The 12,580-nt window shown below is 57.3% G+C and carries 11 protein-coding genes; all 11 read right to left on the reverse strand.

The annotated features are described in order from the left end of the window. Window positions 1-12 precede the first annotated feature (12 nt). On the reverse strand, window positions 13-1,191 hold the full coding sequence (locus tag SMC1_RS04965; protein WP_119085693.1) for a murein hydrolase activator EnvC family protein: 1,179 nt from the start codon (window positions 1,189-1,191) through the stop codon (window positions 13-15). Beyond that, on the reverse strand, window positions 1,188-2,090 hold the full coding sequence (locus SMC1_RS04970; RefSeq protein ID WP_119085694.1) for a cell division protein FtsX: 903 nt from the start codon (window positions 2,088-2,090) through the stop codon (window positions 1,188-1,190). The genes SMC1_RS04965 and SMC1_RS04970 overlap by 4 nt, the downstream gene beginning before the upstream one ends. Before the next feature lies 1 nt (window position 2,091). Then, window positions 2,092-2,757 carry a cell division ATP-binding protein FtsE gene (locus SMC1_RS04975; RefSeq protein WP_119085695.1) on the reverse strand — a complete coding sequence of 222 codons (666 nt, stop codon included), beginning with the start codon at window positions 2,755-2,757 and terminating at the stop codon, window positions 2,092-2,094. After that, complete coding sequence (locus SMC1_RS04980; RefSeq protein WP_165849228.1) at window positions 2,754-3,617, reverse strand: YitT family protein; 864 nt, start codon at window positions 3,615-3,617, stop codon at window positions 2,754-2,756. The genes SMC1_RS04975 and SMC1_RS04980 overlap by 4 nt, the downstream gene beginning before the upstream one ends. Then, on the reverse strand, window positions 3,583-4,710 hold the full coding sequence (gene prfB, locus SMC1_RS04985) for a peptide chain release factor 2 (RefSeq protein ID WP_119085697.1): 1,128 nt from the start codon (window positions 4,708-4,710) through the stop codon (window positions 3,583-3,585). The genes SMC1_RS04980 and prfB overlap by 35 nt, the downstream gene beginning before the upstream one ends. Then, window positions 4,697-7,291, reverse strand: a complete 2,595-nt coding sequence (gene secA, locus SMC1_RS04990) for a preprotein translocase subunit SecA (protein ID WP_119085698.1) — start codon at window positions 7,289-7,291, stop codon at window positions 4,697-4,699. The genes prfB and secA overlap by 14 nt, the downstream gene beginning before the upstream one ends. Window positions 7,292-7,488: 197 nt before the next feature. After that, complete coding sequence (gene hpf / locus SMC1_RS04995; RefSeq protein ID WP_165849229.1) at window positions 7,489-8,025, reverse strand: ribosome hibernation-promoting factor, HPF/YfiA family; 537 nt, start codon at window positions 8,023-8,025, stop codon at window positions 7,489-7,491. Between the two features lie 36 nt (window positions 8,026-8,061). Beyond that, the gene (locus SMC1_RS05000; RefSeq protein ID WP_126855173.1) at window positions 8,062-8,547 is read right to left on the reverse strand and encodes a ComF family protein; all 486 of its coding nucleotides are present in this window, start codon (window positions 8,545-8,547) and stop codon (window positions 8,062-8,064) included. 185 nt (window positions 8,548-8,732) lie between these two features. Continuing rightward, window positions 8,733-9,785, reverse strand: a complete 1,053-nt coding sequence (locus tag SMC1_RS05005; protein ID WP_119085701.1) for a polysaccharide pyruvyl transferase family protein — start codon at window positions 9,783-9,785, stop codon at window positions 8,733-8,735. After that, a complete protein-coding gene (locus SMC1_RS05010) occupies window positions 9,786-11,252 on the reverse strand; it encodes a WecB/TagA/CpsF family glycosyltransferase (RefSeq protein WP_119085702.1) in 1,467 nt (488 codons plus the stop codon). Between the two features lie 23 nt (window positions 11,253-11,275). Further along, window positions 11,276-12,580, reverse strand: coding sequence for a nucleotide sugar dehydrogenase (locus SMC1_RS05015; protein ID WP_165849231.1), 1,305 nt, complete (start codon window positions 12,578-12,580; stop codon window positions 11,276-11,278).

Here is a 12,580-nt window from a genome sequence, read left to right on the forward strand (position 1 = left end):
TCGCTGTGAGCGCTACGGTTTTCGCCTAAGATAGAGCATCGGGTTCTTCGCAGTGCCATCAATCCGGACCTCAAAGTGCAGATGAGGGCCCGTGCTCCAGCCAGTGTTGTCTGTAAGCGCTATCACCTGACCACGTTTCACGGACTGCCCCTTCTCGGCAATGAACGACTTGAGATGTCCAAAGACCAGGGTCATGTGCTGGCTGCACTGGACCATCAGCATGTTGCCATACCCTGCGAATCTCCCTTCGTACGCAACGACGCCATCAGCGGGAGCCCGAAGCGTCGTTGACATCGGACAACCCATGTCGATGCCGTTGTGCATCTCCCACGTACCGTTGATCGGGTCGTGGCGCATCCCAAAGAGCTCGGTTATACGAATGTGCCCGGGTATGGGCCACAGGAGTTTGCCTGTCGACTCATTGCCAAGATATTTTTGCCGATCGATCTCAGCGACAATCTGGTCGATGAGTTTGTTTTCCCGCTTGATTTCGTCTTGAATGCGCTTGTCATCGGCGGAGAATTGAGTACCCTTAGCTGCCAGATAGTTCAGGGTCTGCTGTGTGGTAGCTTTCTGCTGCGCCAGAAGGCTTGCCTGTTGTTTCTTGAGCGCATACACCTGCTCCAGCTGCTTCTTCGTCTGTGCATAGTCGGCGCGGTCCGATTGCAGAGCGAGTTTCTGTGTACTCACAGCAGACAGAGACGCCGTGATCTGTTGAAGGACGGCTGACACACCTTGCTGCGCGTCGACGGTGGCATTGAGATCTCCTCCTGTGAAAGGAAGACCTGCGACGTCGAGGTTGGACACGTGGTAGAGAAGGTCGATCGACGACTCAGTTCCCGATGACAGCTCATTGTATTGCTTTTCTCTGATGGCGATCTGAGCCGCTGTCTTGCCGAGGAGAGTCTCGAGCTGAACGATGCGACTGTCGATGTTCCCTATGTCGCCTTCCAGCTGATCCACCTGGTCATTGAGGGAGGTCAGCTGACTCAGCAGGTTGTACTTGGCCGACTTGTTTTCGTTGATCAGCTTCTGGATTTCCTGAAGCTGCGCCTTCAGCTGGTTCATCTTCTGCTGGGCGGCCTTGAGGTCGCTCGTGAGGTCTCCTTCGACGCCAGGAGCGAAGACGGAGGCGCCGACAAACAGACAGAGAATTAGGACAATGGCAATGAGAAACCTCAGGATTCTCATTCGAGAAGCGTCTCCTCTCGACGCTGTTCCTCATCAATACGATACGCCAGTAGTGTTGCAATGACGCAGGCCAGAACGAGGCAGGCCAGGGAGGCCAGCAGAACAACGGCGGCGGCTCCAGCGTAGACGACACCCGCAGGCTTGGGTGTCACCCACGAAAAGGACGCCTTGAGGCGTGTCGTGGAATACCTGATGACGCTCGGGAGAACGACAGCGAAGAAGACTGATGCGAGCGCCCAGACAGCGACCAGGTGGGCGGGCGTCGAAAGAAGAACCTGGAGGTTGCTGGCACCGACTATGCTCAGCACTGCAGTCTCTTTTCGCTTGCCGTTGATGATGCTGAATGCCATGAGGCAGAAACCCGCAATGAAGAGAAAGCTGGCGAGAACCAGTACGTAGAGCAGGAGGCTGTGGACAAACTCGTTCGCGTTGGCCATCCCCTGCACCGAGCCTTCGTCATACTCCACGGTTTGAACGCCCGCAAGAGAACGAAGCTCCGCAGCCAGGCCGGCGATGCCTTGCACGGAGACCGGATAGACCCGGATGAGAGGTGGAATCGGATTGCGTGTCAGGTCGCTAAATACGCTTGCGAACTGGGGATACTGAGTCTCAAGCTTCTTGAGGCCGTCTGCGGGACTCACGTATTCCGCACGGGCAACGGCTTCATCTTTCTGCATCTGCTCGAGAAGAGTCTGGATGGAAGTCTGGTCCAGGCCGCGCAGAAGGTATGCATTGATGGAGTGTGTGCTCTCAATCTCCGAGATGGTGTGGCGCACGTCCATGGACATTGCATAGATGCCGGCGCTTGCCACCATCAGCACAGCTATCAGGATTGAAACGAGGAGAGTGCGGACAGGATGTCTCGCAATGTCTCGCAGTGTCTGCTTGAAGGTAAACATGTCAGAAGTTGCCCTCCTCAACCTTTCGCCCACCGCGGAGCCGCACGAACGGCAGCCGGGTTGACTGGACGAGATACAGATCATGGGTAGCCATGAAGACAGTGGCACCCTGACGGTTGGCGTCATGGAGGACCTCGACAATCTTCTCTCCGTTGCTCAGGTCGAGGTTCCCAGTCGGCTCGTCCGCGAGGATGATGTCGGGTTTTGCGATGAGCGCGCGGGCGAGAGCAACACGCTGCTTCTCGCCTCCGGAAAGCGAGCAGCACAGGCGACGCTGGTATCCCGCGAGGCCAACCTGATCCAGGTACTTGTCCACCTCCTGGCTGATGATCCCTTTGCCCACGCCTCGGACAGCCAGCGGCAGCTCCACGTTTTCATACACGGTGCGGTCGAATAGAAGCATGTAGTCCTGGAACACCATGCCCATTCTCCGTCGCAGAGACGTGAGCGAGCCTCCATGAGCCGCCGCCGTGTCCGCTCCATCAACCAGGATCGTGCCATTCGTCGGCCGTTCGGCACGATAGATGAGTCGCAGAACGGTGCTCTTGCCTGCGCCCGACTCACCTGTCAGAAAGACGAACTTGCCGGGGCCTACCTTGAAGGTGATATCCCTGAGACCATAGTATCCATCGTCATATCTCTTTGAGACGCTCAACATCTGTATCATCGTGTACCCAGCTCCTTGAAGCCGAGACCCAGAGTCTCGGTGACGTCCATGATGGCTACGAAGGCATCAGGGTCAACCTCATGGACGATCTGTTTGAGATGCGATATCTGGCTTTGGGGCACGATGCAGAACACGACTTCCTTGCGTTCGCCCGTGAAGCCGCCAGCTGCAGTGAATTTCGTCACTCCGCGATCCAGTTCGACCATGACCTTGTTGGAGATGGCTTCCGGTTGGTTGCTGACCACCCAGGCCGCCTTGGAGAAAGAGATTCCTTCCTGCACAAGGTCGATAGCTTTTGCGGAAATATAGAGCGACACAATTGAGTAAAGTGGTATCGTAACACTCCGGAACGCGATGCCTGAGAAAGCAATGATGATCGTGTCAATGATCAGCAGGGTCGTTCCGAAACTCAGCCCCATGCGTTCGGACAACAGTTGAGCAAGGAGATCGGTGCCACCGGTGGAACCGAAGAAGCGGAAGATGATGCCAATCCCGATGCCCATGACGACTCCGGCATAGACCGCCGAGAGAAGCATGTCCACGTGGAAGCCATGTGTGTAGGGCACGATCACATCAATAAGGACTGACGAGATGATGGTTGCATACACTGAACGCCACAGGAATCCCTTTCCCAGCCTCTTGATGCTCAGCAGGAACAGCGGAGTATTCAGGATGATAATTGTTCTGCCGATAGGAACGGCCTTGAAGAAGTGATTCACAATGATCGCGAGTCCCGAGACGCCTCCGGGAGCCAGATCATGAGGGATGACGAAGAGGGCAAACGAAAGGGCGTAGACGAAACACCCGATCGTTATGCCGACGACGTCACGAATCGCTCGAACGACGATCTTCCGCGTCATGTCGCACACTTGCAAGGATGAAGTCCTGCAGGTCGCCGTCGAGAACTGCATCAACGTTTCCTTTCTCCAGTCCCGTCCGGTGGTCTTTGGCCAGTTTGTACGGCTGCAGAACGTACGACCGGATCTCGTTGCCCCATTCAGCCGACTTGAAGGCCCCGCGCACTTCCGAAATCTGGGCATCACGCTGCAGCTCCCGCTGCACAAACAGTCTGGATTTGAGAACGGCCATTGCCATTCGCTTGTTTTGCAACTGCGAGCGCTCGTTCTGGCAGCTGGCCGAGATGCCCGTCGGAATGTGTGTGATGCGAACAGCGGTAGAAACCTTCTGCACGTTCTGGCCTCCATGACCTGACGCATGATAGACGTCGATGCGCAGATCGCCTTCAGGGATTTCGGCGTCCGTGCGGGTTTCTGGGATTTCCGGGATGACATCTGCCGCCGCAAACGACGTATGGCGACGTTTGTTCGCATCGAAAGGACTGATGCGGACCAGGCGGTGAACGCCTTTTTCGTGCATCAGAAGACCATAGGCGTAGTGTCCCCTGATGACCAGCGTGCAACCCTTGATGCCTGCCTCCTCGCCCTGCATGTAGTCCGTCACGAGTACCTCGAACCCCTGTCGTTCGGCATAACGAATATACATACGCATGAGCATTTCGGTCCAATCCTGCGCATCCGTTCCGCCCGCTCCGCTCGACAGTGACAAGATAGCATTGGACGCATCATAGGGACCGCTAAAGTAGGCCGTCGTCTCGAGAATCTGCAAGTCATGCTCGAGCTGTTCAATGCTGCCGACAGCTTCCCGCTCGAGCTCGAGGTCCGGCATCCCGACAAGGAGCTCGATGGCGGTCCGAGCGTCGTCCAGCTCAGACAGTGCTTTCTGCTGGGAAGCAATGTCTGCCTCAATGCGTGCGATACCACCCATGATCTCTGCTGCGCTCGTTTGGTCATTCCAGAAGCCGGTAGCCATTGTCTTGGTTCGCAGCTCTTCTAGCCGCGCCTGCTGGCTCGTCAGCCAGCCAGGCTGATAGAGTCCGGTTGTGCGTGACTCACACTCTGAAACACGCCTGCGCAGCGGTTCAAGATCGATCATGCTTCTTCTCCGGCTGTGCGGGTTGTAGCTCGAAGGTGAACAATGCCCTTGTCACATCGTGCTTTATCTGGTCCATCAGCTGGTTGAAGAGATCGTACCCTTCCTTCTGATAGGCAATGACCGGGTCCTGCTGGCCATAAGCACGCAGGCCGATGCCGTCCTTGAGGTCGTCCATCTGAAGAAGATGGTCCCTCCATGCACTATCGATGGTGTGCAAGAAGAAGTAGTGCTCAATCTGGTGCATGACATTCTCTCCGTACCTGTTGTACTTCTCGCGGTAAATAGCCTCGGCACGGTCCTGAATCATGGCGGTGAGCTGCTGTTCGGAGTCACGGCGTTCGACGAGGTCCGTTAGCTCCTCGAGCGTCATCTCCACGGGTCTGCCAAAGGCATCCAGGACCAGGTCATTGTAGACTTTGCCAAGATCAGTCTCATCGGCTCGTTGCGCCTGGACGACTTGCTGTGCTGTCGTTTCGGCCTGTTCGTTGATGAACTCGTGCACCTCGTCCGCAAGATCGACCCCCGCAAGAACCTTGTCACGTTCCGCGTAGATGACCTCACGCTGCTTGTTGAGCACGTTGTCGTAGTCAAGGAGGCTCTTGCGTGCATCGAAGTTGTAGGACTCGACCTTCTTCTGGGACATCTCGATTGTCTTTGAGAGGAGCGGATGATTCACGGGCATCGACTCCTCGACCTTCATCATTTCGAAGATGCGCTGGATGCGGTCGCCGCCGAAGATGCGCAGGATGTCGTCTTCTGCAGAGAGGAAGAACTTCGACTCACCAGGATCCCCTTGCCGGCCAGACCGTCCCCGGAGCTGGTTGTCGATGCGACGCGACTCATGGCGCTCGGTCCCAAGGATAAAGAGACCCCCCAGGCTGACGACATCGTCATGTTCCTTCGAGCATGACTCGCGATACTCTGTGAGCAGCTTTGCATACTGTTCCGCGTACTGTTCCGGCTGTTTCTTGGGGTCAGCTTTGGTATGAGCAATAGCAGCGGCGTGAGCAAGAGCGACAGGATTGCCGCCGAGCAGAATATCGACACCTCTGCCTGCCATGTTGGTGGCAATCGTGACCGAGCCTTTTCGGCCCGCCTGGGCGATGATCTCCGCTTCCTTTTCGTGAGGCTTTGCACTGAACTCCTGAATCGTGGCGTTGAGAACCTGAGGTTTAATGCCAAGCTTCCTGAGCTCCTGGCTGAGTGCTTCGGATTTCTTGACGGAACGCGTACCTACGAGGACAGGCTGCCCTTTCTCATGGCGGGCCTGGATCTCGCGGAGAATCGCGTCCAGTTTGCCGCGCTCGGACCGATAGACTTCATCGTCCGCATCCTGGCGCCCCACTGGACGGTGTGTGGGAATCTCGAGGACATCAAGTCCGTAGATTTCCTTGAACTCGTCTGCCTCCGTGAGCGCCGTTCCCGTCATCCCAGACAGCTTGTCGTACATCTTGAAGAAGTTCTGGATCGTGATTGTTGCCAGCGTCTGGCTCTCCTCGCGGACCTTGAGGCCTTCCTTTGCCTCGATGGCCTGGTGCAACCCTTCAGAGTAGCGACGCCCATACATAAGTCGACCCGTGAACTCATCGACAATGACGACTTCTGTGTCCTTGATGATGTACTCGCTGTCCTTTCTGAAGAAGACCTGTGCTCTGATGGCGTTGCGAAGGATCTTGCCATAGGTGGCCTGTTCCTTCAGCAGCTTGTCCTCGGGAATCCTGGCAGCACGGGCAAAACGGGCCAGCAGATCCTCGGCCGGATCGATGGTCTTGTGCTTCTCGTCGTAGACGTAGTCGGAGCCGGCTGGTGTCTCGTTGTCACCAGCAGGCATCTCCGAACGAACCGTTCCCTTAAGCCGCTTGACGAACGCTGCAGCCTCGTAATAAGGCATGTCCGAGTCACCACCGGGGCCCGCGATGATAAGAGCTGTCCGAGCCTCATCGATGAAGATGTTGTCGACTTCGTCGACGATGGCGAAATCGAGAACTCCCTTTTGGAACATGCCGTCTTCTGAACCGGCCATATGGTCTCGCAGGTAGTCGAAGCCGAACTCGTTGTTTGTGCCATAGGTGATGTCGGCTGCGTACGCAGCACCGCGCTCTTCTGGAGAGCTGTCATTCTGAAGGAGGCCGACCGACATGCCAAGAAACTCATAGATGGGACCCATCCAGGCCCGGTCACGCTTGGCCAGGTAGTCGTTGACGGTGACGAGATGTCCCTTGTGGCCCATGAGGGCGTTGAGGTACAGGGGACAGGTAGCCACAAGTGTCTTTCCTTCGCCCGTCTTCATCTCGGCGATGTTGCCAAAATAGAGGGCGATAGCTCCAAGGAGCTGTTCGGGGAAGTGTTCCAGCCCTATGAGACGGCGGGAGGTCTCTTTCACCAGTGCAAAGGCCTCAGGCAACAGGGCTGTCTCGGCGTCGCCTGCTGCAGCCCGCTTTCTGAGCTCGGCTCCATAACTTCTGAGACCGTCCTCGTCGAGCTCGGCCAACGCCGGCTGGAGTTGAAGGATTAGTGGAACCATGGCCTGATATGTCTTGAGCTTGCGAGCAGCTGGGGAAAACGAGCTGAACAATCCCATCAGAGAGGTACCTCCATTGAGTGAACTCCTAGACGTTTCGACACAAACACCGCGCTGGTTTGCTGGATCGTCACAGGGCTCGGCCTTCCAGTGTACGCGACAGCACAACACAGCCTTGGCGTCGCTTATCAGACCGCAACGCCAAAGCTGAAATGATAGTCGCTAGTGTCGTCGCAACAATCGGGGGCGTCGTCTGGTCAGTCGATTTCAATCAGACCGTAGCCCCCATAGGTACGTTTGTACAAGACACAGACCTTGTTGGACAAGGCGTTCCGATAGACGAAGAACTGGTGCCCCAGCATCTCGATCTGAAGGATCGCCTCTTCTTCAGACATCGGAAGCACCTCAAATTCCTTGCGCTTCACGATGCCTTCAGGAGATTCCTCAACATCTTCTACCGGTACTTCGGACTGGAACAGACCCTTGAGCTCGGCAACCGCCTTGAAGTCCCTCCGGAAGACCCGGGTGTGGAACTTGCGGATCTGCACATCGAGCTTGTCGCATGCAGCATCAATAGAGCCTTCCATGTCCGGTCCCTGCCCTGAAGCCTTGATGATGCGGCCCGAGACCTGAAGAGTCAGTTCGCATGTATATTTACCTCGCAGGAGGTTCAGATTGGCACCGAGCGTGGGTTCCTTGCGAAAAAACTTGTCGAACCGACTGACCTTCTCGTTCAGATAGGCAAGAATGCGCGGAGGGATCTCAAGCGTCTTGGATTTATGTTCTACCTTCATGTGTGCCTCCCTTTGCATCGGATTCGGCTCTTGCCTTCATAAGCCTGAGCGTATTGTAGCCCGACTACGAGCGAGGGTCAAGTACAGACATTGATGGGGACGCGCTTGCAGGATGACGTTCGTGGCGGCACAGACCGTAGCTCCTGTTGTCAGGACGTCATCCACGATGACGACCGTCCTGCCGCGCAGCTGGTCGCCCGCATTCGACGAAAGTTCGAAGACGCCATCAACATTCTTCAGGCGTTCCGTATCCGACAACTGTGTCTGAAGGGGCGTGCGACGGGTCTTGAGCAGAAGGCCACTGCCGGAGTCGCCGTCGAAACCGACGGAGAGTATTCTGCATGCAACGTGGGGGAAGTGACGAGGATCTCTCTCATCCCGGATACCGAACCGCGGAACGGGGACAAAAACCGGCCGGTCTCCAAGTGGAAGGGTTTTTGCGAGGCTTGCCAGCATGCCAGACAGTTGTCCGGCCAACTGATACTCACCTTGTACCTTCATCTGCAGTATGGCCTGTCGCAATGTTCCTTCATACCAGTACGCGGAGAAACCCGACGCCGGACCGGCAGCGAGATGACAATCGCTCCATCCCGGGTCGCATGGCCGAAATGAAGAAGCGCAGCCGGGACAGATAGGAAGGTCCGATTCCTCGGCACAGAGAAAACAGGCCTTGTCAGCGAGGATCTGACGAAGAACCGACAGAACGCTCACGGGTTCCGACGTTCCAGAACGGTCTTCAGCCGGGCGATGCGGTCCGTTCTGGTCTGGCCGATTCGTTCAATAGATTCTTCGGTCACGGGCGGGATGCTTCTGGTGCGAACACGCTGAGCAGCCTGCTGCGGCGAGTTTCCTGGTTGGAAGGCATCGAAGCCACAGCAGTCGGCCAACTGGGAGACCTTTGGGTCATAGGCGAGCGCCACTACCGGAGACCGCGCAGCAACTGCCGCCACAGCCATATGGTATCGGCCTGCAACCGTCAAACTGGCAGAACTGCAGAGGTCCAGCAGCCCTAGTGGCTGAGGCGAGATAATGAGTTCTGACGGCGTGAGCAGGCGGTCCTGGACCGCCCGTGTGAAGGCCAAGTCTGCTGATGGAAAGAGCACGACCAGATCCAGTCGGGCAGATGACTGGGACCCCAGGCAGTCGAGAAACGAGGCTGTCTCTTCAGGCGTCCACCCGAACCGTTTGTTGACACAGGCAACGATGCGGGGCTCGCGACGAGTGGCCGCAACAGGTTCACCGCCTCGGGCGAGCAGATAGGAAAGTCCAGCGTCGGATGACACGCAGATATCCTGCGTTCGAATCCCGCATTCGAGCAGGAGGTCCCGCGAAGCGTCGTCGCGTACATCGATGAGGATCATGCGGCCAAAGACGGTCCTCACCAGACGACGGATCCATAACCGCCTGACAGGGCCGACACCCTGTGCGTAGGAGATGATTCCCTTCTTGTATAGCACGGCCAGCAGGGGAATTCCCAGATAGTACAGGCTGCTTCGCCAGCTGGTGACGTCCTGGATGAGCCCCCCTCCACCCAGCATCACATGGTCACACGCCCTGAGAGCTGCTCTCATCGCTGCCGGGTCATGCCGATCGACGAGGGCGTGTCGCGGGCAGACGAGGCTGGCATACTGACCCGGTTCATTGACCGCGAACACCGCTTCACACTCGATACTCGTCAGTTCATCCTGCACACCCGACAGAATGAGCTCGTCGCCAAAATTGCCAAAGCCATAGTAGCCCAGGACAAGGATTCGGGTCATCTAGCTCCTGGATGCTGTCCGACGATGCGCAAGCACGCGGAACATGAAATAAAAGATACTCCCTACGCGCCGTACGCGGCTTGGCTGGACGACCAGTCTATACAACCACTCCGTGCCGGTCTTCTGAACGAATCGCGGCGCTCGGCGGACAAGTCCACTCCAGACATCGAATGTGCCGCCTACGCCGATTGCGATAGGGATACTCATGTCGCGGTGGTGCCAGATCCACTTCTCCTGGGCTCCTCCGCCCATGCCGACCAGGAGAATGTCGACGTGCGCTCCCAGGATTTCCTGGATGATGTGCGCTTCTTCTGTTGCATCGAAGTAGCCCGAATGAAAACCGGCGACATGAAGACCTGGGTAACGGGCCATGACGTTGGAGGCGGCCCGTTCGACGATATCCGGCTTTGCACCGAGGAAGTACACGCGGTAGCCCCTGCACTCGGCGAGCGCAAGCAGAGAACCCGAGAACTCGATGCCGGGGATGCGGTTCTCGATGCGTGGGCCCAGCATACGCGCTCCCCATACGATGCCAACGCCGTCGGCAACGACAAGATCCGCCTGCTGGACAATCTCGAGAAACTCGGCGTCCCTGAACGCACGAGCTGCCATCTCGCCATTCAGCGTTACGACGAGATGGGGCACTCCGCTTCTCACGAAATCGTCGGCTATCTCAAGAAGCTCGTCAATATCCCTGTTGCTGATAGAAATGCCAAAGAAGTCGATGTTGTCGACATGTTCCCGAGGTGACCGCAGCACAATACCTACGAACCGCGGAAGCGAAAGGATGCGAGGCAGCCGCTTGGGATCAAGCACGAACCGGTACAACCACTCAAGACCGAGTCTCTGGACGCGGGCAGGTGCACGTTTGAACTCGCCCGACAGGACGTTGTAGCTTCCTCCCACGCCCATGGCAAACGGGACGTCCATCGCGGAAAGATTGCCGGCAAGGAATTTTTCCTGCTTGGGACTGCCCATGCCGACAAACATGATGTCTGCCCTGGCAGCGACGATTTCTGCAACCAGCCCAGGTTCGTCCACAGCAGTGAAGTATCCGTCGTGTGAACCCGCTACGACGAGGCCGGGGTATCTCTCCTTCACGATTGTCACAACTCCGGAGAGCGTTTCCGGGCGCGATCCAAGAAGGAAAAGACGCCATCCACGAGCGTCTGCCAGCTCAAGCAGCCGCAAGAACAGGTCAACGCCAGTGATCCGGGACTTGATGTGTTCGTGGTAGAAGACCCGGGAAGCCCATATGATTCCTATGCCGTCGCAGAAGTTCAGGTCGCTCTTGCGCAGGACCTTCTCAAGGGCTTTGTCCTGTTTGGCCTTGATAACCTTCTCTGGATTGATGGCCACACCCATATGAGGGGTCCGAGACGCGACAAAGCCCTCGACAGCAGCGAGAGCTTCGTCCATGTCCAGGTTGTCGACCGGAATACCGGCGACGTGGACTCGTTCAGCCATTGTCCGGTCGACGCGTCCGCGTTCTACAGACGAACGTACCAGGGTTGCTGGAGGACGTCGGCGTCATGTTCGAACACTCCCCTGAAGTCACATAGAATCAGGCGGCCAGCTTCTGCCACAACTGCCTTCTTGAGGCGCTCATAGTCCACATTGCCCTGGCGGATGGGCAGGACGAGTGCGTCTGCCCACAACGAGCCCGCCTCGATGTCCGTCTCGCGTCCGAATTCCCTGGGCGCCTCAGCGATGCTGTCGAAGACATGCACTTCGGCTCCCACCTTCGCAAGCGCGGTGGCAAGGTCGACGGCCGGACTCCCAGTGACATCGTCCGAGTAGTCCTTCATGGCGATGCCGACGAACAGCACATGCTTGCCCGCGAGCCCACCCATCCTCCTGGACATGCGCCCGGCAATGTAACCAGGTTGAGCGGCGTTCGCCTGACGTGCGGAGACGAAGGTCGGCAGCAAGTCGCCGCATTCGTCCTGGCTTGAGAGCGAACCGAACAGATAGGGCGAGGCATAGGGGATGCAGTGGCCCCCGACGCCGATGCCAGGGATGAGAATCTTGACTCTCGAGTGGGTATTGCAGGCCTCAACCAGTTCCCACGTGGGAATATCGAAGCGATTCGCGAAGCGCGCCAGCTGGTCGGCGATTGCAATGTTGACGTCCCGCTGAGCATTCTCGAACATCTTCGCCACTTCCACAAGTTCGATAGAGGACGCTTTGAAGACGGGTTCGCGGTTCACGGCTCCGAGCACTTGGGTCGCGCGGTCGAGACTTCTTCTATTGATTCCCCCGACGACCAGTGGCATGTTGCGGAACTCATCATAGGCGTGCCCTTCAGCTATCCGCTCTGACGAATACGCGAGGTCAAAGTCGGTGCCTGCTACCAGCCCGCTTGCGCGCTCCAACGTGGAGAGCACGAGGCCGCGAGTCGTGCCAACAGGCACGGTGGACCGGCAGATGACGAGATCCCCCTTCTTGAGCAGCTTGCCGAGCTCTGCACAGGCGCTCGTGAGCATGCTCATGTCCAGGGCCCATGCATTGTCGATGGGGATGCCAACGGTGATAATGAACGTCGCCACGTCCTTCGGGAGTTCGTCGAACCTGCTGGTGACGTTCAGGCTGCCATTTGCAAGACACGTTCGGAGGACGTCATTGACTGGTACGCCGTCGAAGTCCTCGCGCATGCCGAGCGACGACGCCTTGATCGACTCGATGCGACGCGGGTCGATATCGACCCCGGAGACCTGGAATCCGTCCAGCGCATAGGTGAGCGCAAGAGGAAGGCCAACATAGCCAAGACCGACAATTGCAAGCTTCCTTTCCAT

The sequence above is a fragment of the Candidatus Cryosericum septentrionale genome (assembly GCF_003570995.1).
GTDB classification, from domain to species: domain Bacteria; phylum Caldisericota; class Caldisericia; order Cryosericales; family Cryosericaceae; genus Cryosericum; species Cryosericum septentrionale.

Coding starts and splice junctions, on each gene's coding strand:
- SMC1_RS04965 (WP_119085693.1), bottom strand. CDS start 1,191: ATGAGAATCCTGAGGTTTCTCATTGCCATTGTCCTAATTCTCTGTCTG.
- SMC1_RS04970 (WP_119085694.1), bottom strand. CDS start 2,090: ATGTTTACCTTCAAGCAGACACTGCGAGACATTGCGAGACATCCTGTC.
- SMC1_RS04975 (WP_119085695.1), bottom strand. CDS start 2,757: ATGATACAGATGTTGAGCGTCTCAAAGAGATATGACGATGGATACTAT.
- SMC1_RS04980 (WP_165849228.1), bottom strand. CDS start 3,617: ATGACGCGGAAGATCGTCGTTCGAGCGATTCGTGACGTCGTCGGCATA.
- prfB (WP_119085697.1), bottom strand. CDS start 4,710: ATGATCGATCTTGAACCGCTGCGCAGGCGTGTTTCAGAGTGTGAGTCA.
- secA (WP_119085698.1), bottom strand. CDS start 7,291: ATGGGATTGTTCAGCTCGTTTTCCCCAGCTGCTCGCAAGCTCAAGACA.
- hpf (WP_165849229.1), bottom strand. CDS start 8,025: ATGAAGGTAGAACATAAATCCAAGACGCTTGAGATCCCTCCGCGCATT.
- SMC1_RS05005 (WP_119085701.1), bottom strand. CDS start 9,785: ATGACCCGAATCCTTGTCCTGGGCTACTATGGCTTTGGCAATTTTGGC.
- SMC1_RS05010 (WP_119085702.1), bottom strand. CDS start 11,252: ATGGCTGAACGAGTCCACGTCGCCGGTATTCCGGTCGACAACCTGGAC.
- SMC1_RS05015 (WP_165849231.1), bottom strand. CDS start 12,580: ATGGAAAGGAAGCTTGCAATTGTCGGTCTTGGCTATGTTGGCCTTCCT.